Source organism: Mesorhizobium sp. M0491 (genome assembly GCF_040321265.1).
Taxonomy (GTDB): Bacteria; Pseudomonadota; Alphaproteobacteria; order Rhizobiales; family Rhizobiaceae; genus Mesorhizobium.
Genome location: NZ_JAMYRE010000016.1, coordinates 105,727 through 130,623, shown reverse-complemented (window position 1 = coordinate 130,623; position 24,897 = coordinate 105,727). Strand labels below are relative to the sequence as shown.

At 63.1% G+C, this 24,897-nt stretch carries 24 protein-coding genes and 1 pseudogene; 16 read left to right on the top strand and 9 right to left on the bottom strand.

Features of this window, described 5'->3' with window-relative positions:
• Window positions 1-23 precede the first annotated feature (23 nt).
• From NKI69_RS21630 to NKI69_RS21620, 3 genes are read left to right on the top strand one after another with little or no spacing between them, the layout of a single operon-like run.
• Window positions 24-1,802, top strand: a complete 1,779-nt coding sequence (locus tag NKI69_RS21630; protein WP_352722507.1) for an alpha,alpha-trehalose-phosphate synthase (UDP-forming) — start codon at window positions 24-26, stop codon at window positions 1,800-1,802.
• Window positions 1,803-1,819: 17 nt separating this feature from the next.
• Window positions 1,820-2,581, top strand: a complete 762-nt coding sequence (gene otsB / locus NKI69_RS21625; protein ID WP_502900187.1) for a trehalose-phosphatase — start codon at window positions 1,820-1,822, stop codon at window positions 2,579-2,581.
• A 60-nt stretch (window positions 2,582-2,641) separates the two neighbouring features.
• On the top strand, window positions 2,642-2,890 hold the full coding sequence (locus NKI69_RS21620; RefSeq protein ID WP_352722505.1) for a hypothetical protein: 249 nt from the start codon (window positions 2,642-2,644) through the stop codon (window positions 2,888-2,890).
• Between the two features lie 10 nt (window positions 2,891-2,900).
• On the opposite strand, the pseudogene NKI69_RS21615 reads toward NKI69_RS21620, so the two are convergent.
• Window positions 2,901-3,622 (bottom strand): annotated as a pseudogene (locus NKI69_RS21615) (SDR family oxidoreductase).
• Window positions 3,619-4,458 (bottom strand): SDR family NAD(P)-dependent oxidoreductase, encoded by an 840-nt coding sequence (locus tag NKI69_RS21610; RefSeq protein ID WP_352722504.1) that lies wholly within the window; start codon window positions 4,456-4,458, stop codon window positions 3,619-3,621. Before NKI69_RS21610 ends, NKI69_RS21615 begins: the two are co-directional and overlap by 4 nt.
• 103 nt (window positions 4,459-4,561) lie before the next feature.
• Here NKI69_RS21610 and NKI69_RS21605 point away from each other — a divergent pair, with 103 nt between their 5' ends.
• Window positions 4,562-5,449: a helix-turn-helix transcriptional regulator gene (locus tag NKI69_RS21605; RefSeq protein WP_128303454.1), complete on the top strand. Its 888-nt coding sequence runs from the start codon at window positions 4,562-4,564 to the stop codon at window positions 5,447-5,449.
• Window positions 5,450-5,453: 4 nt separating this feature from the next.
• On the opposite strand, the gene NKI69_RS21600 is transcribed toward NKI69_RS21605, so the two are convergent.
• The gene (locus NKI69_RS21600; RefSeq protein WP_023813192.1) at window positions 5,454-6,089 is read right to left on the bottom strand and encodes a TetR family transcriptional regulator C-terminal domain-containing protein; all 636 of its coding nucleotides are present in this window, start codon (window positions 6,087-6,089) and stop codon (window positions 5,454-5,456) included.
• A gap of 226 nt (window positions 6,090-6,315) precedes the next feature.
• On the opposite strand from NKI69_RS21600, the gene aptA reads away from it, so the two are divergent.
• Window positions 6,316-7,644 (top strand): omega-aminotransferase AptA, encoded by a 1,329-nt coding sequence (aptA, locus tag NKI69_RS21595; protein WP_023813191.1) that lies wholly within the window; start codon window positions 6,316-6,318, stop codon window positions 7,642-7,644.
• Window positions 7,645-7,756: 112 nt separating this feature from the next.
• Here aptA and NKI69_RS21590 read toward each other — a convergent pair whose 3' ends face one another.
• Entirely contained in the window at window positions 7,757-8,395 is a 639-nt protein-coding gene (locus tag NKI69_RS21590; RefSeq protein WP_013530908.1) for a TetR/AcrR family transcriptional regulator, read from the bottom strand.
• Between the two features lie 121 nt (window positions 8,396-8,516).
• Between NKI69_RS21590 and NKI69_RS21585 the strand changes: the two genes are divergently transcribed.
• The 4 genes from NKI69_RS21585 (at window position 8,517) to NKI69_RS21570 (ending at window position 12,319) form a co-directional block, all read left to right on the top strand.
• Window positions 8,517-9,767, top strand: coding sequence for a Zn-dependent hydrolase (locus tag NKI69_RS21585; RefSeq protein WP_352722503.1), 1,251 nt, complete (start codon window positions 8,517-8,519; stop codon window positions 9,765-9,767).
• A 279-nt stretch (window positions 9,768-10,046) separates the two neighbouring features.
• Window positions 10,047-10,412: an endonuclease domain-containing protein gene (locus tag NKI69_RS21580; RefSeq protein WP_352722501.1), complete on the top strand. Its 366-nt coding sequence runs from the start codon at window positions 10,047-10,049 to the stop codon at window positions 10,410-10,412.
• An 81-nt stretch (window positions 10,413-10,493) separates the two neighbouring features.
• A complete protein-coding gene (gene hydA, locus NKI69_RS21575; RefSeq protein WP_023813189.1) occupies window positions 10,494-11,945 on the top strand; it encodes a dihydropyrimidinase in 1,452 nt (483 codons plus the stop codon).
• Window positions 11,946-11,947: 2 nt separating this feature from the next.
• A complete protein-coding gene (locus NKI69_RS21570) occupies window positions 11,948-12,319 on the top strand; it encodes a hypothetical protein (RefSeq protein ID WP_023813188.1) in 372 nt (123 codons plus the stop codon).
• Window positions 12,320-12,354: 35 nt separating this feature from the next.
• On the opposite strand, the gene NKI69_RS21565 is transcribed toward NKI69_RS21570, so the two are convergent.
• Window positions 12,355-12,759, bottom strand: a complete 405-nt coding sequence (locus NKI69_RS21565; protein ID WP_127296050.1) for a cupin domain-containing protein — start codon at window positions 12,757-12,759, stop codon at window positions 12,355-12,357.
• Window positions 12,760-12,886: 127 nt separating this feature from the next.
• On the opposite strand from NKI69_RS21565, the gene NKI69_RS21560 reads away from it, so the two are divergent.
• From NKI69_RS21560 to NKI69_RS21545, 4 genes are all read left to right on the top strand, one after another.
• Window positions 12,887-13,678, top strand: a complete 792-nt coding sequence (locus tag NKI69_RS21560; protein WP_127272369.1) for an ABC transporter ATP-binding protein — start codon at window positions 12,887-12,889, stop codon at window positions 13,676-13,678.
• Window positions 13,679-14,048: 370 nt separating this feature from the next.
• The gene (locus NKI69_RS21555; RefSeq protein WP_352722500.1) at window positions 14,049-14,927 is read left to right on the top strand and encodes an ABC transporter permease; all 879 of its coding nucleotides are present in this window, start codon (window positions 14,049-14,051) and stop codon (window positions 14,925-14,927) included.
• Window positions 14,924-16,078 (top strand): ABC transporter permease, encoded by a 1,155-nt coding sequence (locus NKI69_RS21550; RefSeq protein ID WP_352722499.1) that lies wholly within the window; start codon window positions 14,924-14,926, stop codon window positions 16,076-16,078. Before NKI69_RS21555 ends, NKI69_RS21550 begins: the two co-directional genes overlap by 4 nt.
• A 40-nt stretch (window positions 16,079-16,118) precedes the next feature.
• Window positions 16,119-17,090: an ABC transporter substrate-binding protein gene (locus tag NKI69_RS21545; protein WP_109668338.1), complete on the top strand. Its 972-nt coding sequence runs from the start codon at window positions 16,119-16,121 to the stop codon at window positions 17,088-17,090.
• Window positions 17,091-17,132: 42 nt separating this feature from the next.
• Here the strand turns inward: NKI69_RS21545 and NKI69_RS21540 are convergent, their stop codons facing one another.
• A complete protein-coding gene (locus NKI69_RS21540) occupies window positions 17,133-17,591 on the bottom strand; it encodes an Lrp/AsnC family transcriptional regulator (protein ID WP_352722498.1) in 459 nt (152 codons plus the stop codon).
• Window positions 17,592-17,716: 125 nt separating this feature from the next.
• Between NKI69_RS21540 and NKI69_RS21535 the strand changes: the two genes are divergently transcribed.
• The gene (locus tag NKI69_RS21535; protein WP_352722496.1) at window positions 17,717-19,000 is read left to right on the top strand and encodes a cystathionine gamma-synthase family protein; all 1,284 of its coding nucleotides are present in this window, start codon (window positions 17,717-17,719) and stop codon (window positions 18,998-19,000) included.
• Between the two features lie 147 nt (window positions 19,001-19,147).
• On the top strand, window positions 19,148-19,591 hold the full coding sequence (locus NKI69_RS21530; RefSeq protein WP_023813180.1) for a CHRD domain-containing protein: 444 nt from the start codon (window positions 19,148-19,150) through the stop codon (window positions 19,589-19,591).
• Between the two features lie 51 nt (window positions 19,592-19,642).
• Here NKI69_RS21530 and NKI69_RS21525 read toward each other — a convergent pair whose 3' ends face one another.
• The 3 genes from NKI69_RS21525 to NKI69_RS21515 form a co-directional block, all read right to left on the bottom strand.
• Window positions 19,643-21,292 carry a thiamine pyrophosphate-binding protein gene (locus tag NKI69_RS21525; protein ID WP_352722495.1) on the bottom strand — a complete coding sequence of 550 codons (1,650 nt, stop codon included), beginning with the start codon at window positions 21,290-21,292 and terminating at the stop codon, window positions 19,643-19,645.
• Complete coding sequence (locus NKI69_RS21520) at window positions 21,289-22,464, bottom strand: CaiB/BaiF CoA transferase family protein (protein ID WP_023813178.1); 1,176 nt, start codon at window positions 22,462-22,464, stop codon at window positions 21,289-21,291. The genes NKI69_RS21525 and NKI69_RS21520 overlap by 4 nt, the downstream gene beginning before the upstream one ends.
• Window positions 22,465-22,563: 99 nt before the next feature.
• Window positions 22,564-23,496 (bottom strand): alpha/beta fold hydrolase, encoded by a 933-nt coding sequence (locus NKI69_RS21515; protein WP_352722494.1) that lies wholly within the window; start codon window positions 23,494-23,496, stop codon window positions 22,564-22,566.
• Window positions 23,497-23,678: 182 nt separating this feature from the next.
• Here NKI69_RS21515 and NKI69_RS21510 point away from each other — a divergent pair, with 182 nt between their 5' ends.
• Window positions 23,679-24,686, top strand: a complete 1,008-nt coding sequence (locus tag NKI69_RS21510; protein ID WP_023813176.1) for a ribonuclease T2 family protein — start codon at window positions 23,679-23,681, stop codon at window positions 24,684-24,686.
• Window positions 24,687-24,897: the final 211 nt, after the last annotated feature.

Sequence of the window (24,897 nt, the reverse complement as noted above, 5' to 3'; positions counted from 1 at the left end):
ACGGCCGGGTGAGTTGACATTCAATGACAAACTACGGTGCGGAACTGCTCTGGGTTCTGATCTTCGCGAGCCTCGGTTTTTCCGCTCTTGCCGTATTCCTCTCCCTATCGCGGCAGCGCCGCAGTCACCCTCCGGCGGTTGCCCATACAGCGGGCGAAGACGTGGCCGCGGAGGCGGCGCGCAAGGTGATACGTGAGTTCGAAAAGAACGGCCAATCGGCCGATGCGGCGCTGGTGACGTGGTCGCCCGAGACATTGCGCAAGATCCTCGCCGACGATCTGCCCGATGCGCAGGTCATCGTGGTGTCGAACCGCGAACCCTATATCCACAACATCAGGGATGATGGCGTCGAATTGTTGGTGCCGGCCAGCGGGCTGGTGTCCGCGCTCGAGCCGATCACCCGCGCCTGTGGCGGCACCTGGATCGCCTATGGCGGCGGAACGGCGGACCGCCTCACCGTCGACGACCACGACCGGGTACAGGTGCCTCCCGGCCATCCGTCCTATACGCTGCGCCGGGTCTGGCTGACGGAGGAAGAACATCAGGGTTATTATCTCGGTTTCGCCAATGAGGGGCTCTGGCCGCTTTGCCACATCGCCTTCACCCGACCGATTTTTCGCGCCTCCGACTGGGCTGCCTATGAAGCCGTTAACCGGAAGTTTGCCGATACGGTGGTTGCCGAAGCGCGCAACGAGCGGCCGATCGTGCTGGTCCAGGATTACCACTTCGCGCTGCTGCCGCGCATGATCCGCGAGCGCCTGCCGGAGGCGATCGTCATCACCTTCTGGCACATCCCATGGCCGAACTCGGAGGTGTACAGCATCTGCCCTTGGCGTGAACGCATCCTCGAGGGGCTGCTCGGCAGCTCTATCATCGGTTTCCACACCCAGTTCCACGCCAACAATTTCACCGAAAGCGTCGATCGCTTCCTGGAAAGCCGCATCGAGCGGGCCGATGCGGCGATCTCCTATGGTGGCCAGACGACGCTGGTGCACGCCTATCCCATCTCGATAGAATGGCCGGCGGACCTGTTGGCAAAATTGCCTCATGTCGATGACTGCCGCGCCCGCCTGCGCAACAGGTTCGGACTGAAAGCGGATGTGAAGCTGGCCGTGGGTGTCGAGCGTCTCGACTACACGAAGGGCATTCTGGATCGATTTCAGGCGCTGGACGAATTGTTCAAGCGATACCCTGAATGGATCGGAAAGCTGGTTTTCCTGCAGATCGCGGCTCCCAGCCGCGGCACGCTGCCGGCCTACAAGCTGCTCCACGACGAATGCCACCGCTATGCCGAGGAGCTCAACCAACGCTATGGCAGCGAGGGCTACAGACCGGTGATCATGGTGGCCGAGCATCACTCGCAGGAACAGGTCTATGAGATCTATCGCGCCGCCGACATATGCATGGTCACCAGCCTGCATGACGGCATGAACCTGGTCGCCAAGGAGTTCGTCGCGGCGCGCGACGACGAACAGGGCGTCTTGATGCTCAGCACCTTCGCCGGCGCCTCGCGCGAATTGCTGGAGGCGCTGATCGTCAACCCTTACGACGCCGCCATGATGAGCGAAGCGCTGCTGCAGGCGCTGATCATGACTTCAGACGAACAGCGCGAGCGCATGCGGCCCATGCGCGAGACGATCCGCAACAACAATGTCTATCGCTGGGCCGGCAGCATGCTTCTGGATGCAGCGCGCTTGCGCAAGCGCGGTGACCTCGACCGGGTAACCGGTGTCGGTGAGCGGCCGCCTAGCGTCGACAATGTCGTGTCCATGTTCGAGCGCAAACGGGTAGTCATGTCATGAACGAGGTCCTGCAAAAGATGATCAGCGAAAGCCCGCAAAAGCCGCAGGCCGTCATGCCGAAACCGCAGACTGTGCTGACCGGCGAATGGGCGTTGTTCCTCGACATCGACGGCACCCTGCTGGAACATGCCGAGCACCCGGACGCCGTCTCGGTCAGCGACGAGCTCCGCTCCTTGCTGCAAGGCCTGGACCGCAAGCTGAACGGGGCGTTGGCGTTCATCACGGGCCGGTCCGTTGCGGCTGTCGACCATCTGTTTCAGCCTTTGAAACTGCGCGCGGCCGGGCTCTATGGACTGGAGCACCGGCTTCTGCCGGGCGACGACGTCGAAGTCGCGGAGGAGCCGGCGGATATCGCGGCCCTTGCCGACGAGATCGAGGCCGAGCTCGGTCGTGGGGCCTATATCGAGCGTAAGGGAAGGGTGCTGGCCATCCACACGCGCGCCGCCCCCCATCTGCTTCCCCGCGCGACGCAGCTTGTCGAGCAGGCGCTGGCCACGCTGCCAAAGGGCTACCGGGTGGTTGCCGGCAACGCCGGCGTGGAATTGCTGCCGCTGGAGGCCGCCAAGGGCGCCGCGATCCGGCGTTTCATGGAGATCGCGCCATTCACGGGCCGTCGCCCGGTCTTCCTGGGCGACGACACGTCGGACGAAAACGGCTTCGAAACCGTCAATGATGCGGGCGGCATATCGATACGGGTCAAGCCACCGGCGCACACCACCGCGCAGTACGGGCTGGTCGGCGTCGCCGAGACGCTGGCCTGGCTGAGAGGTCAACTTTAGGTCCAGCCGGCGCAACCGCGATCGCGCGTCCTGGAAAGGACAAGGAAAGGAACGGTTTCGATGGGACGCTTTGCACAATTGGTTCGAGAGATCACCCCGAACTGGCTGCACTCTCGCTCCTCCCGCGATGAGATTGCCGACGTTTCACCGTCCGACGCGGATTTCAGCTGGCAAGAGGCAATCGACAACAAGATGTATGGGGCGGATACATCTGACTATTCCCATGTGCCGGAAAAGCCTGTTTCGGCAAAACCGGCAGACGACAGGCCTGCGGACGAGGACGACCGCGTTCCAAAGAAGGCCAATTAACGGTCCTGTCCTATGCCGCAAATCGCAGGCCGCCGTCGCAGGTCAATATCTGACCGGTCATGAAGCCGTTGGAGACGAGGAAGGCTATCGCCGCGGCGACGTCTTCGGCGCGGCCGATGCGGCCGACCGGGGTCCTGCCTGCGTAATCGGCAAACAGCGCCTGCCTCTGCTCCTCGGCCAGAAAATCCCACCAGGGCGTGTCGATGACGCCGGGCGCCACGACATTGACGCGCAGCGGCTTCAGTTCCACCTCCAGAATCGGCACCACGGTCAACAGCATGCCGTTGATGGCAGCGATACCGGCGACGCCCGGCGCCGCGAGCTGCGCCGACACCGCCGAGATGAAGGTGACCGAGCCGGCCTTGTTGAGTGTCGGCAAGGCGGCCTGCAGGCAAGACAGCTGCGGGCGGACCTTTTCCTCCACGCCACTGCCGATGTCGCTCAGGTCAAGCGTCGGGAAGGGGCCGAGGCCCTTGCCGCCGCTGGCCGCCAGCACCAGATGGTCGAAAGGCCCGAGGCTCTCGAGAACTGGCGGACCTCGTCCGGCTTCGCGGCGTCGAAAGCAGCCTTCCCGGCAGCGCCGCCAAGGCTTTTCCAAGCGCTCTTCAGTTTCTCCTCGTTGCGCCCGGTGATGGTCACCTTCATGTCCGGGCCGAGCAACTTGCGTGCCGTCGCCAGGCCGATGCCGGACGAGCCGCCGATGATGACGGTGTGTTGGATTGTCTTGGTCATGAACGCTGTTCCTTCGATGAGGCGAGGCCGACGAGGTCTAGGCTCAAGCTGCGCAATTGTTGTCTTGCCTTGGCGTCGTGGGCCTGGGCATCGGCGCGAGATTCCCGCAGGCCGTCGAAATAGAGGCCGCTTTTACCTTCGAGCGCGGGTGACGTCGCGAGGTTGAGGATGGCCTCGGCGCCGGTTTCGACCGAGCTCCAAGGTGTGACGCCTGCTTGCCGGACCATGGTGGTGTTCATGTAGCTGGCCGGATGCAACGCATTGACGGTGACGCCGGTGCCTTTCAACTGCTCCGCAAGGTCGACGGTGAACAGAATCTGCGCCAGCTTGCTCTGGCAATAGGCGCGCACGCCGTCATAGGAGCGGGTCAGCATGACATCGCTGAAATCGACCGCCTGCTGTCCGGCCGAGGCGACATTGACGATGCGGGCCGGCGCACTCGCCTTCAGCAACGGCAGAAGCTCCGATGTCAGCAGAAAACCGGCGAGGTAGTTGACCGCGAAGCGCAGTTCGTAGCCGTCGGCGCTGACCTGCCTTTTGGCACCCTGGCCCGCCGTGCCGATTCCGGCATTGTTGACGAGGATGTCGAGCCGGCCCGTCCGGGCGCGCACCGCCTCGGCAAGCCGGCGCACTTCGGCCAGCGAAGAGAGGTCGGCGACCAGAAGCTCCGCCATGCCGCCGGCCGCTTCGATCTCGGTGACAACAGCCTTGCCGCGCCTCGCATCGCGGCCATGCACCATCACACGGGCGCCCGCGGCGCCGAGCCGTTGCGCGACGACGCGGCCGACGCCATCGGTCGAACCGGTGATGAGGATCGTCTTGTCTTTGAGTTCCATGTTCAGAGCCTCCGTTCTGTTGCTCTGAACGGAAGATGGGACAGTTGGCGCGAGCCAAACAGTTCAAACTTTATCCTGGTATCAATACTGCTATACTGGGCGCATGGAGTCCCAACCCCACGCGGCCCCAAACCACTCCGCTGAAGACAGCCGCCGGCGCGAACTCGGCGCCTTCCTGCGCTCGCGCCGCGAAAGGCTGACGCCCTCGGCCACCGGCATCGCCACCGGTCTCAGGCGGCGCACGCCGGGACTACGGCGCGAGGAGGTGGCGATGATCGCCGGCGTCGGCACCACCTGGTACACATGGCTGGAGCAGGGGCGGGAGGTCAGGCCCTCGGTCGAGGTGCTGACGGCACTCGCCGAAGCACTGCGCCTCGACGCCGCCGAAAAACAGCATCTGTTCATCCTTGCCGACCGCCAGCAGCCGGAGCGCCGTGCCGTGGCGCCGGAAAGGGTCGACGGCCCCTTGCTGCACATGCTGCAGAGCCTGGTGCTGCAGCCGGCCTATGTGGTCGGGCGGCGCTGGGATGTGCTGGCCTGGAACCCGGCGGCGGTGGCGGTGTTCGGCGACTATGGCCTGCTGGAAGGGGATGCCCGCAACATCGTCCACATGGTGTTCACCAGCCCGCACCACCGGCGCCTGCTGGTCGACTGGGAGCAACTGGCGCGCACCGTGCTGGCCTCGTTCCGGGCCGCGAGCGCCCGCTATGTCGGCGATCCGGATTTCGAGCGGCTGATCGAGTTGATGACGCGTTCGAGCCCCGAATTTCGTGCCTGGTGGCCGCAGCGCGACGTCGCGCACCGATTGTCGGGGGTGAAACATGTCCGGCACCCGAGCGCGGGCGCCATGAGCTTCGAGCATATGAGCCTGTCGATCGGCGACGGCTCGGACATGAAGCTGATCGTCTACACGCCGCTCGCCGAGCAGAATTCGATCGCCAAGCTGCAGACATTGCTGGATGAACTGCCGGCCAAGCGGCGCAGCGCCTGAAGCGTCAGGTCTTCGGCTTCAGCCCATCAAGAAACAGTTGTTCCAGGAAGCGGGCCGCATCCTCGAAGCGGCCGTCGCCGCCGCGGTTCGGCCCGAGCACGGCGCGGACCTGGACGTCGAAATCGGCATAATGCTGCGTCGTTGCCCAGATCGAGAAGATCAGGTGCCACGGATCGGTCTTGGCGATCTTGCCAGCGCGCATCCAGCCCTTGATGACGGTCGCCTTCTCGTCGACCAGCGTCTTCAACTCTCCGGCCAGCAGCGGCATGATGCGCGGCGCGCCTTGCAGGATCTCGTTGGCGAACAGCCGGCTCTCGCGCGGAAAGTCGCGCGCCATCTCCAGCTTGCGCCTGATGTAGCTGCGCAGTTCGGTAAGGGGATCCCCAATGTCGTCGAGTTCGCGCAGCGGCGCCAACCAGGTGTCGAGCAGGCGCTGCATCAGCGTTTCGTGGATGTCTTCCTTGCGGCGGAAATAATAGAGCAGGTTGGGCTTCGACATGCCTGCGGCTTCGGCGATCTGGTCGATGGTCGAGCCGCGGAAACCGTTGGCGGAGAAAACCTCGAGCGCCGCCTCCAGGATGAGTTCGCGCTTTTCCTGCTGGATGCGGGTGCGGCGAGGGGCGTCCGTGGCGATGGTCACCGTTGCAAGCCCTCGTGTTGAGGGTCCTCTGGACCAATTCTCTGGACCAGTTTTTCCCTAGCCTGTGGAACGCACTTCAGGTGCCGCATTTCCGCTAGTAATCCTTGACCGCTGAGAGGGCGGTGCTAACGTTTGTCCAATCGGTCAAAAATTTGCGTAGCATGAAAACGCGGCAAAGACCAAGCGTTGGGCGCAGCGAAACAGTTTACAAGGGGAAGTCCTGGTCATGTCCAACCGGCTGAAAGTCACGCCGAACGATCTCAGCGCATTCTGGATGCCGTTCACGGCAAACCGGCAGTTCAAGCAGGCGCCGCGCATGATGGTGTCCGCCAAGGACATGCACTACACGACCAGCGACGGCCGCAAGGTGCTCGACGGCACCGCCGGCCTGTGGTGCGTCAATGCCGGCCATTGCCGGCCGAAGATCACCGAGGCGATCCAGCAGCAGGCTGCCGAGCTGGACTATGCGCCGGCCTTCCAGATGGGCCATCCGATCGTGTTCGAACTGGCCAACCGCCTGGTCGACCTCGCGCCCAAGGGCATGGATCATGTCTTCTTCACCAATTCCGGTTCGGAATCGGTCGAGACGGCGCTCAAGATGGCGATCGCCTATCACCGTGTTAAAGGCGAGGGCTCGCGCACCCGGCTGATCGGCCGCGAGCGCGGCTATCACGGCGTCAATTTCGGCGGCATCTCGGTCGGCGGCATCGTCACCAACCGCAAGATGTTCGGCACGCTGCTCGGCGGCGTCGACCATATGCCGCACACGCATCTGCCGGAAAAGAACGCCTTCACCAAGGGCGTGCCGGAGTATGGCGCGGAACTCGCCAACGAGCTGGAGCGTATCGTAGCCCTGCATGACGCTTCCACCATCGCCGCCGTCATCGTGGAGCCGGTCGCCGGCTCCACCGGCGTCATCCTGCCGCCGAAGGGTTATCTTCAGAGGCTACGCGAGATCTGCACCAAGCATGGCATCCTGTTGATCTTCGATGAGGTCATCACCGGTTTCGGCCGTCTCGGCACGCCGTTCGCCGCCGACTATTTCGGTGTCACGCCCGACATCATGACCACCGCCAAGGGCGTCTCCAACGGCGTCATCCCGATGGGCGCGGTGTTCGTGAAGAAGGAGATCCACGACGCCTTCATGACCGGCCCCGAGCACATGATCGAGTTCTTCCACGGCTACACCTATTCGGGCAACCCGATCGCCTGCGCGGCCGCACTCGGCACGCTCGACACCTACAAGGAAGAGGGCCTGCTGACCCGTGGCGAGGAGCTGGCGCCGTACTGGGAAGACGCGCTGCATTCGCTGAAGGGCGAGCCGAACGTCATCGATATCAGGAACATCGGCCTGATCGGTGCGATCGAGCTGGCGCCGATCGCCGGACAGCCGACCAAGCGGGCCTTCTCGGCCTTCGTCAAGGCGTTCGAGCGCGGCGCGCTGATCCGCACCACCGGCGACATCATCGCGCTGTCGCCGCCGCTGATCATCACCAAGGGCCAGATCAACGAATTGATCGACCATGTGCGGGAAGTGCTGAGGTCCATCGATTGACGGACTGACACGATATCCCTCGCCCTGGAGGAGAGGGTCGCCGCGAAGCGGTCGGGTGGGGTCGGTGCGGCAGCGCGCCGACCTGATCTTTTGCTGCAACGAACGGTTACAGTCAGGCGGGCAACGCGCCGATCCCGGTCAGGATCACCCGCTTGATATTTTCCTTGGCTTCCCGCCATTGCCGGTCGGACAGCGGCTTGCCGCCATTGAGCGTCTCGATCTGGTGACCGAAATCGGCGTAGTGCTGGGTCGTAGCCCAAAGCATATAGAGCAGATGGCGCGGATCCACCGGGTCCATCTTGGCTTCCTCGATCCAGCGCCTGATGATCTCGACGCGGCCGTCCGTCCATTCGCGCAGCGTCGATTCCATATAGTCCTGAAGCACCGGCGCACCGTGCATCACTTCAGAGGCCCAGACCTTGGAGCCGTCAGGATGGCGGCGTGATATTTCCATCTTGGCGTCGATATAGGCACTGATGCCGTCTATGGGTCCGCGCGCCGCGTCGAAGCAATTGGCCGCCTGTAGCCAGATTTCAAAGATGTTTTGAACGACCGACCGGTAAAGCTCTTCCTTGGTGGCGAAATAGTAGTGGAGATTTGCCTTCGGCAGTCCCGCCAGATCCGCAATCAACTGCATCGTGGCGCCGCCGAACCCTGCCTCCGCAAACACCTTCTCGGCAGCGACGAGAATGGTTTTTTCATTCTCTCGTCGGATCTCCTGTCGCCGCATGGGGCGGGTGGGTTCTGCCATGTCTACCCCAAGATTGTAGTTGACCGCTTGGTCAGGTTGTGTAGTTTAAAAGCTGACCATACGGTCAAGCTGTAAATCACTCAAGGGGCGACAAGAACCCTGGCGTAGATGGGAACTCAAGATGGCCGCACCCGGTGAGAATCTGCGAATCAATTCAGACCGTTTGTGGGATTCCATCATGGAGATGGCGAAGATTGGCCCCGGCATTGCCGGCGGCAACAATCGTCAGACCCTGACCGACGAAGACGGCGAAGGGCGGCATCTGTTCAAGCGCTGGTGCGATGCGGCCGGGCTCGAAATGGGCGTCGATGAAATGGGCACGATGTTTGCCCGCCGCGAAGGCACCGATCCCAGCCTGCCGCCGGTCTATGTCGGCAGCCATCTCGATACGCAGCCGACCGGCGGCAAGTATGACGGCGTGCTCGGCGTGCTGGGTGGGCTTGAAGTGGTGCGCTCTCTCAACGACCTCGGCATCAAGACCAAACATCCGATCGTCGTCACCAACTGGACGAACGAGGAGGGCTCGCGCTTCGCGCCGGCGATGATGGCGTCCGGCGTGTTCGCTGGCGTGCTCGACCAGGCCGATGTGTACGGGCATGTCGACAAACAGGGCAAGAAATTCGGCGAGGAACTCGAGCGCATCGGCTGGAAGGGCAGCGAGAAGGTCGGCGACCGTAAGATCCACGCCTTCTTCGAACTGCATATCGAACAGGGTCCGATCCTCGAGGACGAAGATATCGACATTGGTGTCGTCACCCATGGCCAGGGCCTTAAATGGCTGCAGGTGACGCTGACCGGCAAGGAAGCCCACACCGGCTCGACGCCGATGCCCAAGCGCCGCAATGCCGGGCTCGGCATGGCGCGGGTGATCGAACTGGTGCACGAGATCGCCATGGACTACCAGCCCGATGCCGTCGGCGCGGTCGGCCACATGGAGGTCTATCCCAATTCGCGCAACATCATCGCCGGGCGCACCGTCTTCACCGTCGATATCCGCTCGCCGGAAAAGGAAGTGCTGGACGCGATGGACGGCCGCATCCGCGAAGGCATCGACACGATCTGCGATGCACTCGACATTCGCTACGAGATCGAACAGGTCGGTGCTTTCGATCCGGTGACCTTTGATGCCGGCTGCGTCAAGGCGATCCGTGATGCCGCCGAACGCCTCGGCTATTCCCACCGCAACATCGTCTCCGGCGCCGGCCACGACGCCTGCTGGATCAACCGCGTCGCGCCCACCGCCATGGTGATGTGCCCTTGCGTCGATGGCCTCAGCCACAACGAGGCAGAGGAGATCAGCAAGGAATGGGCTTCGGCAGGTGCCGACGTTTTGTTCCACGCGGTGGTGGAGACGGCGGAGATCGTCGGGTGAGAGGTCGGCGCTGTACCCCCAACCCTAACCCCTCCCCACAAGGGGGAGGGGGACTTCCGTTGGTGCTAATCTTGGCAAATTGTCTACGTTTCCACACCGAGAGGAAAGTTTGGGCTCGCGGCAGCGTTCCCTCCCCCTTGTGGGGAGGGTTAGGGTGGGGGTCCACCTTCGCAAGAATCCTTTTTATGCATTCTTTCAAAGGCTTTGAACGTCGGGCTGTGATAGCGCGACGCCAAGTCTCCCTCCCTTGCGGGGAGCGATTGAGGGTGGGGGGTACTCTTGGCACCGACCGGAATTGATCCTGCTGCTATCGAACGTGCCAGGGTCCTGCGTCGGAACATGACGGAAGGCGAGCGGAAGCTCTGGTCCGAGTTGAAGGAGTTCCGTCGCCTATACGGTTTACACGCCAGAAAGCAGGCACCGATCGGCCCTTACGTTGCTGACTTTGTTCTGCATGAGAAGAACCTCGTTATCCAGGTGGATGGAGAGCATCACTTCACGCCGGAGCAAATGGAGAAGGATCGGACACGCGACGCATGGTTTGGCCGACAGGGCTATCGTGTATTGCGGTTTTCGACCGGAGATCTGGCGAACTCTTTCGATGGTTGCATCGAGGAGATATTGGGAGAAGTTGGAGTCATGTAGCGCCGCCGCTTCGGTCCTGAACCGATCTGAAACACTACCGAGACGCTCGTAAGAAGCGCGGCAAGAACAAGGGAACAACCAATGACCAAAGTCATCCGAAACGGCACCATCGTCACTGCCGACCGCACCTGGAAGGCCGATGTGCTGATGCAGCACGGCAAGATCGTGGCCATCGGTTCGGGCCTGCATGGCGACCACGAGTTCGATGCCACCGGCTGCTATATCATGCCGGGCGGCATCGACCCGCACACCCATCTCGAAATGCCGTTCATGGGCACCTATTCGGCCGATGATTTCGAATCCGGCACGCGCGCGGCGCTCTCCGGCGGCACGACGATGGTGGTCGATTTCTGCCTGCCGGCGCCGCAGCAGTCGCTGCTCGAAGCCTTGCAGATGTGGGACAACAAGACCTCGAAGGCGTCCTGCGACTATTCCTTCCACATGGCGATCACCTGGTGGGGCAAGCAGGTGTTCGACGAGATGGCCACTGTCGTCGACAAGGGCATCACCTCGTTCAAGCATTTCATGGCCTACAAGGGCGCGCTGATGGTCGACGACGACGAGATGTATGCGTCGTTCCAGCGCTGCGCCGATCTCGGCGCGCTGCCGCTGGTGCATGCCGAGAATGGCGACGTCGTTGCCGCCCTGTCGCAGAAGCTGCTGGCTGCCGGTAACAACGGCCCCGAGGGCCACGCCTATTCACGGCCACCCGAAGTGGAAGGCGAGGCGACCAACCGCGCCATCATGATCGCCGACATGGCCGGCGTGCCGCTCTATGTCGTGCATGTCTCCTGCGAGCAGAGCCACGAGGCGATCCGCCGGGCGAGGCAGAAGGGCATGCGGGTGTTCGGCGAACCGCTGATCCAGCACCTGACGCTGGACGAGAGCGAGTATTTCGACAAAGACTGGGATCATGCGGCGCGCCGCGTGATGAGCCCGCCCTTCCGCAACAAATTGCACCAGGATTCGCTGTGGGCGGGCCTGCAGGCGGGCTCGCTGCAGGTGGTGGCGACCGACCATTGCGCTTTCACCACCAAGCAGAAGCGCAACGGCGTCGGAGATTTCACCAAGATCCCGAACGGCACCGGCGGGCTCGAAGACCGCATGCCGGTGCTGTGGACCACAGGCGTCAACACTGGCCGGCTGACGATGAACGAGTTCGTCGCGGTGACCTCGACTAACATCGCCAAGATCCTCAACATGTATCCGAAAAAGGGCGCCATCGTCGAAGGCGCGGATGCCGACATCGTCGTCTGGGATCCCAAGCGAAAGAAGAAGATCACTTCTAAGCAGCAGCAGTCCGTCATCGACTACAACGTGTTCGAAGGGTTCGAGGTGACCGGTCTGCCGCGGTTCGTGTTCTCGCGTGGCGAACTGTCGATCCAGGAGGCCGAGATCAAGGCCAAGCCCGGGCATGGAGAATTCGTCGGCCGCGAGCCGAATGCGGCGGTCAACCGGGCGCTGTCGACGTGGAAGGAAATCTCCGCGCCGCGCAAGGTGGAACGCACCGGCATCCCGGCGACCGGGGTTTGAGCTTGGCGCGTTCGGCCGCGCTCATTTCGTTGGTCCTGATGGCAACTGCCTCAGGTCCGGCAGCAGCGGACGGCCTACTGGCCGGCTCCTGGGGCAATGATGTCGGCTGCGCCGGCGTCAAAGCCGGTTATCAGGAGAGCGATGCCTATATCGTGCTGACCGCCGAAGGCGTCGAGACCTATGGCAGCGGCTGCCGGTTCACACAGCAATTGACATCGGTGCTGGGCGCGCAATCGCTTGGCGCGACCTGTTCGGCGGAAGGCGAGGCGGGAACGACAATCGAAACCGTCATGGTCACCAACAAGGGGGAGGATGGTTTCTTCGTCACCATCCCCGGCCTTGAGGAAATGGGGCCGCTGCAATTATGTTCGTGACGGTGCCGATGGCGGCCATTCCGTCGATGCTGGCCTCACGCGACCAGCGCATCCAGTTCCGGCAGCAGGACGACGCTTTCCTGTTCGTTGGGATCGGTGCGCGCAATGACGGCCGAAGACGGGGCGCTGCTCAGATTGGCCGGCAGATGCGGCACGCCGGCGGGAATATAGAAAAGGTCGCCGGCCTTGGTGACGATATGATGCTCGAGCCGGTCGCCGTACCAAGTGTGGACTTCGCCGGAGAGCACATAGATCGCCGTCTCGTGGCTCTCATGCATATGCGCCTTGGCGCGCGCGCCGGGCGGGATGGTGAGCATGTGCATGCAGATGCCGGAGGCGCCGACGGTTTCGGCGGTAATGCCGGCGAAATAGGTCAATCCCTGCTTGCCTTCATAAGTGCTTTCAGGGCGGATAAGATGACAAGTGGGTTTGGGCGACATCGGGGAAACTCCGGGCGTCGATCGAGTGGGACAAGACCAATGGGACAGGGCGAGTGGAAAACAACATCGCGATAAAAGCAATCGGATTCCAGCCGCCGCAGGGACGGAAACAGGCAGGCGGCAGCCGATGACGGGGACTTCGCCAGCCGTCGTCGCGGCAAGCAAACTCGGACTGACCTTCCAGACCAATGACGGGCCGGTGCAGGCGCTGTCCAATGTCGATCTCACCATCGGCAAAGGGGAGTTCGTCTCCTTCATCGGGCCTTCGGGCTGCGGCAAGACCACGCTGCTGCGCGTCATCGCCGATTTGGAGAAGCCGACCTCGGGGACGATTTCGGTCAACGGCATGACAGCAGAACAGGCGCGCGAGAAACGCGCCTATGGCTATGTTTTCCAAGCCGCCGCGCTGTTTCCCTGGCGGACGATCGAGCGCAATGTCGGGCTGCCGCTGGAGATCATGGGTCTGTCCAAGGCGGAGCAAGGCGAGCGTATCAAGCGCACGCTCGAGCTCGTCAACCTCTCTGGCTTCGAGAAGAAATATCCCTGGCAGCTCTCGGGCGGCATGCAGCAGCGCGCCTCGATTGCCCGTGCGCTGGCCTTTGATGCCGACCTGCTGCTGATGGACGAGCCGTTCGGCGCGCTGGACGAGATCGTGCGCGATCATCTCAACGAGCAATTGCTGGAATTGTGGGGACGCACCAACAAGACGATCTGCTTCGTCACCCACTCCATTCCGGAGGCCGTCTATCTGTCGACGCGCATCGTCGTCATGTCACCGCGCCCGGGCCGCGTCAGCGACATCATCGAATCGACGCTGCCGAGAGAGCGGCCGCTCGACATCCGCGAGACGCCGGAGTTTCTGGCGATCGCAGCGCGCGTGCGCGACGGGCTGCGGGCAGGGCACAGCTATGATGATTGAGGGAGCAAACGACGGGCTCCCTCCTCTCCCCACCGGGGAGAGGGTGGCCGGAGCGAAGCGGAGGTCGGGTGAGGGGGCGGCCACCCGCGCCTTCGTCATCCTAGGGCGGAGCCGATGCGAAGCGGCGAGCGCAGACCCTAGGATCCATGCCGTGACGTCTGCCGAAAGGCCAAAACGGTTGAGAATATCGGCCAAGCAGGGCGAGGCAGAGGGGATCATGTTCGGCACCGTTGCGGAGCGGAGAGGTAACGGCATGGATCCTAGGGTCTGCGCCGCGTCGCTTCGCTCCTTGCTTCGCCCTAGGATGACGAACGCGTGGTGGGTCGCTCGCGTTACGCAGAGCGCACGCCTGTCCGGCGAGGCCTGCTAGATGGACACCTTCCGCGACAAACTCATCCCCGTCACCTCGATCCTCGCCGGCGTGGTCGTGCTCTGGTATGTTTTCGCCGTCATCCTCAACACGCCGTTCCAGCGCGATCTCGACCGCCGTGCCAATGAGACCTCCACGTTCAGCCAACTCATCGGCAAGACGCTGTCGCAGCCGAAGCCGACATTGCCGGCGCCGCACCAGGTGGCGGTGAATTTCTTCGAGAACACCTTCCTGCGGCCCATCACTTCGAACCGCAGCCTCGTCTACAATGCCTGGGTGACGCTGTCGTCGACACTGCTCGGCTTTGCCTTCGGCACTGCGCTCGGCATCATCATTGCGGTCGGCATCGTGCATGTGGCAACGCTCGACCGCAGCCTGATGCCGTGGATCATCGCCTCGCAGACCATTCCTATCCTGGCAGTGGCGCCGATGATCATCGTCGTGCTGGGGGCGATCGGCATCAGCGGCCTGATCCCGAAGGCGATGATCTCGACCTATCTGTCGTTCTTCCCGGTGACTGTGGGCATGGTGAAGGGGCTGCGCTCGCCCGAGATCATGCATCTCGACCTGATGCACACCTACAATGCCAGTCGTGCGCAAACCTTCTGGAGATTGCGCGTGCCGGCTTCGGTGCCGTTCCTGTTCACCTCGATGAAGGTGGCGGTGGCGGCAAGCCTGGTCGGCGCCATCGTCGGCGAACTGCCGACCGGCGCTGTCGCCGGCATCGGTGCCAAGCTTTTGGCTGGCGCCTATTACAGCCAGTCCATCGACATCTGGTCGGCGCTGGTCGCCGGTTCGGTGGTGGCCGCACTTCTGGTCATGGTGGTCGGCATTGCCGGGCGCCTCGTCGACCGCGCCATGGGCGGGAGGCCGGCATGAACTGGCTGAAACCCTCCTGGCAAGCGGTGCTGGCGATTGTGCTGTGCCTGATCGCTGTGGCGCTCGGCCCGATCGCCGCGCCGAAAGTGGATGCACTGGCGCAGCCCGCAGGGACGTTGATATATCCCTATGCGGCGACGAACTGGCTGATCTTTGGCGTGCTGCTTGTCGCCGCTTTGATCTCGATGGCCAGAATACCGTCCATCGTCGAAGCCGTTGTGCTTTTCATCGGCGCGCATCTGGTCGCCTGGCTCCTGATTGGCGGCGTCGCCGGCTTCGAAGGCCTGGCGCGGGCGCCGTATTTCCTGCTGCTCACGGGTGCCTGGCTGCTTGGCTGGCGCTGCGTGGCGGTGCTGTCATCATTGCGTCCCTTCGCCAAATGGGCTCGCACCGCGCTGCGCCTGATCATCCCGGCCATCTTCGGTGCCTGGATTCTGATCATCTGGGAAGCGGTGACGCGCGGGGCCGGCATACCCTTCATCCTGCTGCCGCCGCCAAGCGCCATCGGCGCACGCATCGCCGGTTCGCTGCCGGTGCTCGGCGCCGATGTCCGCCAGACCATCTTCAAGGCGGTGATCTTTGGCTATGTCGTGGGCAGCGGCGCCGGCTTCATCACCGCGGTCCTCGCCGACCGTGTGCCGTTCCTGCGGCGCGGGCTCTTGCCTATCGGCAACATGGTCTCGGCGCTGCCGATCATCGGCGTGGCACCGATCATGGTGATGTGGTTCGGCTTCGACTGGCAGTCCAAGGCGGCGGTGGTCATCATCATGACCTTCTTCCCGATGCTGGTGAACACGGTCGCCGGCCTTGCCGCCTCCGGCCACATGGAGCGCGACCTGATGCGCACCTATGCGTCGGGCTACTGGCAAACCCTGCTGAAGCTCAGGCTGCCGGCAGCAGCTCCCTTCATCTTCAACGCGCTGAAGATCAACTCGACGCTGGCGCTGATCGGCGCCATCGTCGCCGAGTTCTTCGGCACGCCTGTCGTCGGCATGGGCTTCCGCATCTCGACCGAGGTCGGGCGGATGAACATCGACATGGTCTGGGCCGAAATCGCAGTTGCAGCACTTGCGGGTTCGGTCTTTTATGGCGTGGTCGCTCTTGTCGAAAGAGCCGTCACGTTTTGGCATCCCTCTGTCCGTGGTGGATAGGGGCGGTGGGTTTAGGGCACTAACTTCAGAGGGTAATAAAATGAAAAGACTGATTATTCCCGTTCTGGCCGGCGCGATGTCGTTGGCCGCTTTCCAGGCAATGGCCGCCGACAAGGTGACGTTGCAGCTGAAATGGGTCACGCAGGCCCAGTTTGCCGGCTACTATGTCGCCAAGGCCAAGGGTTTTTATGAGGCCGAGGGTCTCGACGTCGACATCAAGCCGGGTGGTCCCGATATCGCGCCCGAGCAGGTGATCGCCGGCGGCGGCGCCGACGTCATCGTCGACTGGATGGGCGGTGCGCTGGCTGCCCGCGAAAAGGGCGTGCCGCTGGTCAACATCGCCCAGCCGTTCAAGAAGGCCGGCATGGAGCTGGTCTGCCCGAAGGACGGGCCGATCAAGACCGAAGCCGACTTCAAGGGCCACACGCTGGGCGTCTGGTTCTTCGGCAACGAGTATCCGTTCTATGCCTGGATGAACAAGCTCGGCCTCAAGACCGAAGGCGGCGCCGATGGCGTCACCGTGCTCAAGCAGAGCTTCGACGTGCAGCCGCTGATCCAGAAGCAGGCGGATTGTATCTCGGTCATGACCTACAACGAGTACTGGCAGCTGATCGACGCCGGCTACAAGCCCGAACAGCTGACCGTGTTCAACTACTCGGCGATGGGCAACGACCTGCTCGAGGACGGGCTCTATGCCTCGGAAGACAAGCTCAAGGATCCGGCCTTCGAAGACAAGATGGTGCGTTTCGTGCGCGCTTCGATGAAGGGCTGGAAATACGCCATCGACAACAATGACGAAGCCGCAGGCATCGTCATGGACGGCGGCGGCCAGGATGAGAACCACCAGAAGCGCATGATGAGCGAAGTCGCCAAGCTGATCGACAATGCCGACGGCAAGCTCGATCCGGCGACCTACGAGCGCACCGCCAAGGCGCTGCTCGACCAGAAGATCATCACCAAGGAGCCGACCGGCGCCTACACCACCGCCATCACCGACAAGGCCGTGAAGTAAGCCTAGTTAGCAACATTTCGATCTCGAAAACGGCGCCTCTGGTCAGAGGCGCCGTTCTTTTATGGTGTTCATGACGAAGCTGGTTTCGATCGAGGCGACGCATTTCAGCCGCGCGATTTTTTCCTTGATGAAGCGCTCGTACTGCTCGAGGCTTCCCGTCACCACCTTCAGCACATAGTCGCGCGAGCCGGTGACGAGGTGGCATTCCAGCACCTCTTCCCAGCCGCGGATCGCGTCCTCGAACATCACGATCTCGTCTTCGTTCTGACGGCTGAGCCGGATGGTGGCGATGGCGACCATGCTCCAGCCGAAGGCTGAGGGATCGACCAGCGTGGTGTAGCCCCTGATGACACCGGACTCCTCCAACCGCCGCACCCGCCTCAGACAAGGCGACGGCGACAGACCGATCCGCTCGGCAAGCTCGTGGTTGGTGATGCGGGCGTCGGCTTGCAGCTCACGCAGGATCTTGCGGTCGAAATCGTCGGCTATCTTCTGCTGCACGTTCGGTCTCTCCGGGCAATTTGTTGCGGGAATGCAGCCATGAGAGCCCAAAAATAGCAAGGACTGGTGGAGCAGGATCGCATAAATTGCCGTTCAATATTTCACTCGAACAGGCAGGAAAGATCATGACCGCGCCACGCCCGTCGAAAACCCATATCGGCAACCACAAGCTCCACCCGGAGACGCTGATGCTGAGCTATGGCTTCGATCCGCAGCTTTCGGAGGGCGCGGTCAAGCCGCCGGTGTTCCTGACCTCGACCTTCGTGTTCAAGTCGGCGGAAGAAGGACGCGACTTCTTCGATTACACCTCCGGCCGTAAGGAGCCGCCGAGCGGCACGGCGTCCGGCCTGGTCTATTCGCGCTTTAACCATCCCAACAGCGAGATCGTCGAGGACCGGCTGGCGATCTATGAGGGGACGGATGCCTGCATCCTGTTTTCATCAGGCATGTCGGCGATCGCCACGACACTGCTCGCCTATATCAGGCCGGGCGACGTCATCCTTCATTCGCAGCCGCTTTACGGCGGCACCGAGACGCTTTTGACGCGCACGCTCTCCGGTTTCGGCATCGGTGCTGTCGGTTTCGCGGACGGCGTCGACGAGACGGCGGTGCGCACGGCCTCCGACGCCGCCGTCGCGAAGGGCCGCGTGTCGGTCATCCTGATCGAGACGCCGTCAAATCCGACCAACAGCCTGGTCGATATCGCGCTGATGCGCAAGATCGCCGACGAGATCGGCGCGAGCCAGGGGTCGACGCCGATCGTCGTCTGCGACAACACGCTGCTCGGCCCGGTGTTCCAGCGGCCGATCGAACATGGCGCCGACGTGTCCGTCTATTCGCTGACCAAATATGTCGGCGGCCATTCCGACCTGATCGCGGGGGCCGCCATGGGCGGCAAGGCGGTCACCAAGCCGATCAAGGCGCTGCGCGGCGCGATCGGCACGCAGCTCGACCCGCATTCCTGCTGGATGCTCGGCCGCTCGCTGGAGACGCTGTCGATCCGCATGGAGCGGGCCAACGACAATGCGCGGCTGGTCGCCGAATTCCTGCGCGACCATGCCAAGGTCGAGAAGGTGCATTACCTGCCGTTCCTGGGCGAGGACACGCCGGCTGGTCGCACCTACAGGGCGCAATGCACTGGTGCCGGCTCGACCTTCTCCTTCGATATCAAGGGCAGAGAGAAGGCGGCTTTCGCCTTTCTCAACAACCTGCAGATCTTCAAGCTGGCGGTGAGCCTGGGCGGAACGGAATCCTTGGCCAGCCACCCCGCGGCCATGACGCATTCGGGCATACCCTTCGAGGTGCGCGAGCGCATCGGCGTGCTGGAGACCACGGTCAGGCTGTCGATCGGCGTGGAGCACCCGGACGATCTGATCGCCGACCTGACGCAGGCGCTGGCGGCGGTCTGACGCTCCCCGTATCCGGGGTATCGCGCGGTCCATTAGTTTGCACGTAAGTGTTACTCGCGCGCAGCCATTCGCTCTTATAAGCGTTGTGCCGATACATCCGCGCGCCGGGGAGCCGTGGCTGGATGTCATCAGCAAACGGAGATCCTCATGCGTATCCAATCCTTGGCGCCGATGCTTTCGGCACTGGCCATCTCGGCGTCCTTCCTTACGGCAGCGCCGGCCCTGGCCGAGACGGTGAAGCTGAAAGCGACGCTCGACGGCGCCCAGCAGAACCCGCCGGTGACCACAAAAGGCAAGGGCACCGCAGCTCTTACCTTCGACACGGCCACGAAGAAACTCAGCTGGAACGTCAAATATTCCGGCCTCAGCGGGTCGGCGACCGCCGGGCATATTCACGGCCCAGCCGCGATGGGTGAAAACGCCGGGGTGGCGATCCCGTTCAAGGGCAAGCTCAAGAGCCCGATCAAAGGGTCGGCCGTGCTGACCGACGCGCAGGCCGCCGACCTGATGGGCGGCAAGGACTATGTCAATTTGCACACGGCAGCCAACAAGGACGGCGAAATCCGCGGACAGATCGAGGCCGCGAAATAGCGCAAGCCGCATGACAAAAAGGGGCGGGCGACCGCCTCTTTTTTGTTTGGACTACGCCTTGTCGCGTATCTGCGTCATCGTCTTGGTCGGCGTGATCGCTTCGGGGTCGAGGCGGATTTCCACGATCGCCGGCTTGCCGCTGGCGCGGGCACGTTCGAAGGCGGGAGCGAAATCGGCGGTCTTGTCGACCGTTTCGCCATGGCCGCCATAGGCGCGGGCGAGAGCCGCGAAGTCGGGGTTCTTAAGATCGGTGGCGACGACGCGGCCGGGATATTCGCGCTCCTGATGCATGCGGATGGTGCCGTAGATGCCGTTGTTGACGACGACCACAATGATAGGCAGGTCATACTGCACGGCGGTGGCGAATTCCTGCCCGTTCATCAGGAAGCAGCCGTCGCCGGCAAAAGCGACCACGGTGCGCTCCGGAAACAGCTCTTTGGCAGCGACGGCCGCAGGCGTGCCATAGCCCATCGAGCCCGATGTCGGCGCACCTTGAGTGGCGAAGCGGCGGAAGCGGTGGAAGCGATGCACCCAGGTCGCGTAATTGCCGGCGCCGTTGGTGAGAATGGCGTCGTCGGGCAGCATCTTTTCGAGGTAGTTCATGATCGGGCCCATCTGGACCGAGCCGGGGCCGCCTTCAGGTGGCGTCGACCAGTCGAGATAGGCGGCATGCAGCTTTGGGGTCTCGGCTGCCCAGGTCGGCTCCGAGGCCGGCTTGCGCTTGGCGAAAGCGTCGATGAAGGCGGACGGCGAGGCGTTGATCGCCAGTGTCGGCCTGTAGACGCGGCCGAGCTCGCCTGCGTCGGCATGGACATGGACCAGCGTCTGGTCGGGGTAGGGGCTTTTCAGCAGCGTGTAGTCCGAGGACGGCATTTCGCCCATGCGGCCGCCGATCAGGAGCACGAGATCGGCCTGCTTGATCGCTGTGGCCAGCTTGGGGTTGATGCCGATGCCGACATCGCCGGCATAGTTCGGATGCAGATGATCGAACAGCATCTGCCGGCGGAAGGAACAACCGACCGGCAGCGACCACGCCTCGGCGATCGTGCGCATTTGCGCCACCGCCTCGGCGTTCCAGCGAGTGCCGCCAAGGATGACGAAAGGCCGCTTGGACTTGGCCAACAATTTCTCCAACGCATCGAGTTCGGCTTCGCCCGGCCGTGTCTCAACCGGCGTGTGCGGCAAGGCGATAGGTGCTTCGACGATGCTGGTCAGCATGTCTTCCGGCAGCGAGATCACCACCGGGCCGGGGCGGCCCGACGTCGCCACAGTGAAGGCGCGGGTGACGAATTCGGGGATGCGCGAGGCGTCGTCGATCTCGACCACCCATTTGGCGATATCGCCGAAGAACCTCTTATAATCAACCTCCTGGAACGCTTCACGCTCCTTGGCGTGGCTGGCGACCTGGCCGATGAACAGGATGACGGGTATAGAATCCTGCATGGCGATGTGGATGCCGGCCGAGGCGTTGGTGGCGCCGGGGCCGCGGGTGACGAAGCAGATGCCGGGCTTGCCGGTCAGGCGGCCGTGGCAATCGGCCATCATCGCGGCACCGCCTTCCTGGCGGCAGACGATGGTGCGGATCGCAGAATCGTGCAGCGCGTCGAGCACCGCCAGATAGGATTCACCCGGCACACAATAGATGCGGTCGGTGCCGTTGGCTTCGAGCGCGTCGACGATGAGTTGTCCGCCGGTCTTCATTGTCCAGACTTCTCCAGTTCGGCAAGGATTTCTTGCGTGTGCTCGCCCAGGCGCGGCGAGGGGCGCTCATAGACCAGCGGCGTGCCCGACATCACCATCGGCGCACGCACCGAAGGCAGAAGATTGCCATGGCCGTCGTCGAGATCAAGCCGCATGCCGCGCGCGATCGTCTGCGGATCGGCAAACATCTGGCCGATCGTGTTGATCGGGCTCGCCGGCACGCTGGCCGCTTCCAGCTTGGCCAGCAGCGGATCGCGGTCAAAAACCTTCAGCGCCTCGATCATGCGCTCATGCAATTTCACCCGGTTGGCGACCCGGGCGGGGTTGGTGGCGAAGTCGGGATTGGCAGGCAGGTCGCCCAGTCCGACAGCGGCGCAGAATTTGGCGAACTGGCCGTCATTGCCGACCGCCAGGATGATGTGCCCATCCCGGACCGGCACCACCTCGTAGGGGGCGATGTTCATATGCGCATTGCCCATCTGCACCGGCGATTTGCCGGAGACGAGATAGTTCAAATTCTGGTTGCCGAGCGCCGAGATCTGGGTGTCGAAGAGCGCCATGTCGACGTGCTGGCCTTCGCCGGTTTGTTCGGCATGGCGCAATGCTGCCTGGATGGCGATGACCGAATAGAGGCCGGTGAAGATGTCGGAGATGGCGACGCCCGCTTTTTGCGGCTCGCGGCCGACCTCGCCGGTGATCGACATCATGCCGGCCATGGCCTGGATGATGAAGTCGTAGCCGGCGCGCGGCGCATAGGGTCCGTCCTGGCCGAAGCCGGTGATCGAGCAATAGACGAGGCGCGGGTTGATCTTGCGCAGGCTGTCATAGTCGAGGTCGTATTTCTTCAGACCGCCGAGCTTGAAGTTCTCGATCAGCACGTCCGAGGTGGCGACCAGCCGGCGCACGGTCTCGGCCCCTTCCGGTGTCGAGAAATCGATGGCGATGGAGCGCTTGCCGCGATTGCAGGAATGGTAATAGGCGGCCGACAGGTTCTCGCCGTCCTTGCCCATGACGAAGGGTGGCCCCCATTTGCGGGTGTCGTCGCCGCCATCGGGGCTTTCGACCTTGATGACATCGGCGCCGAGATCGGCAAGCAACTGCCCGGCCCATGGCCCGGCAAGGATGCGGGCGAGTTCGACGACGCGGACGCCTTTCAGCGGGGGCTCAGCCATGGATCACCGTGGTTGCCGCAATCACCGTGACTGCTGCGAAAGCAGAGCCTCTATCAAGCCCTGCAACGGCTGTCACGGCTCTTGCAATGGGCCAATCCGTCACGCTTTGAGGACTTTGTCGGCCCAGGCGGCGAAATCATCCATGATGATGTCGCGATTCACCTCGTTCAGGCTTTCGTGGCGGGTGTCGGCGTAAACCTTTGAAACCAGATTCGAAAAGCCCATCGCGCGCATGCGGCTGGCAAGATGCGTGATCCCTTTGCCATAATCCGAGGCGGGATCTCTTTCGCCGCCGACGATGCTGATGGGCAGGTCGCGCCGGATGCCGGCAAAGCCGGCATCCTTGCCGCCGTTCAGCGCCATCGAGACCACATCGCGCCACATCGATACCGAGGCATCCCAGCCGCAGAGCGGATCGGCGATGTATTTCGCCACTTCCGCCTCGTCGCGCGACAGCCAGTCGAATAATGTGCGGTGATTGGGCACCGCCTTGCCCCAGGCCTGGAAGGTGAGCTTTGGCAGAAGGCGCGACGGCACGTCGGAGCCGAGCCGCATCCGTTCCCAGGCAAGGATGCCCAGCGCCGCCTGCCCGAGCAGGCCTTGCGAAAAATTGCCGTTCCAGATCGCGGCGGCATGAATGCGCGGCGAATGGCGCAACAGGTAGTTCAGCGCGACCGACGCACCCATCGAATGGCCAAACAGGATGACCGGTCTGTTTGGCTGTTCGCTGGCGATGAGATCATGGATGGCGCCGACGTCGGCTATCACCTTGGCCGGGCCGTCGCTGGCGGCGAACCTGCCGAGCGGCGCGTCGGGCGCCTTGGTCGCGCCATGGCCGCGATGATCGTGGACATAGACATCGAAGCCGCGGGAGCCAAGAAAATCGGCAAAGCGGGCATAGCGCGCTGCGTGCTCGGCCAGGCCATGATTGATCTGGACGACGGCGCGTGCCCGGCCATCGGCCTGCCTGACGAAAAGATTGAGCTCGGCACCGGTTGGGGAGCGAACCACGCGCTGCTGGCTGAATGACATGCCGCTCGGTCCCGCCCTTGCATTATCGTCGTTGGCTTTGTTTGCGCCGGCCCACATTATGCGTCAATCCAGCAAACCCGCTTTTCGCGACGATGTTTCTTGCGTTTGGCCAGCAAAATATCGCAATTCTGACATGGAGACAGCTTCAGTCTGTCGCCCACTTGTCCAGCCGAGGATTTTCCATGCGCATTGGTGTCGTTTTCGGATTGGCCATGCTGGCCGCGTCGCTGGCCGGTGCCGCGCGTGCCGACGTCAAGATGAGCGGCTCCTTTGTGGCCGACGCTGCCTGTCCGGCAACGCAAGCCATCAAGAACGGCAAGAACCCCGGCAATGTCTCGACCGATGCCGGGCAGAGCTATCAGCTGCTTGCCGGCAACAAGGATACGCCGACGCATTATCTCATCCTGGTGCCGGGCGCCGATCCGGAGCGCCGCTGGGTGAAGGTCAGCTGCGGCCACGTTTCCGGCAGCAGCGCGGCGACCGTGCCGGCCGCACCTGACGGGCAAGGCAAGCCGGCGGCATCGGGGAAACCCGAATACGTCTTCGCGCTGAGCTGGCAGCCGGCGTTTTGCGAGACAAAGTCGAACAAGACCGAATGCAGGGCGCAGAGTGCTGGTGATTTCGACGCCACGCATTTCACCTTGCACGGTCTCTGGCCGCAGCCGAACGGCAATTTCTATTGCCAGGCGACGGCGAGCGACAAGGCCAACGACAATCCGGCCCACTGGAAAGACCTGCCGCCGGTCAATCTTGACGCCAACACCCGCACGGAACTCGATCAGGTGATGCCTGGCACGGCCTCCCACCTCGATCGGCATGAATGGATCAAGCACGGCACCTGCTACGGCAAGAGCCAGCAGGACTATTTCTCCGATGCGCTCAACCTGATGCGCGCGGTGAACAGCTCGCCGGTGCGCGAACTCTTTGCCAAGAACATCGGCGGCAAGCTGACGGCGGACCAGATCCGCGGCGCTTTCGACACTGCCTTCGGAGCGGGAGCAGGGGATCGCGTGCGCGTTTCCTGCGTCATCGATCCGTCGAGCGGCAGGCGGCTGATCGGCGAACTGACGCTCGGCCTCGCGGGTCCGATCGGGCCCAACAGCTCGCTTAAGGATCTGCTGCTAGCTTCGGTGCCGACCAACAAGGCCGGCTGCCCGACAGGCAATGTCGACGCGATCGGCTTCCAGTAACTCTCAACAGAGATACCGGACTGTCGCGCTGCCGCGCCCTGGTGCTATGCTGCGAGCGCATCATTCTGGCGGGGGCGGCAATGGATGGCATGACGAGCAGCGCGCTGGCGCGGCTGGCTTTCTGGGCCAAGGGCATGGTCTCGATAAACGATGCCCGCATGGAATGGCCGGGCTTTTCGTATACCGACGCCGAGTGGGCACGCATGCGGAC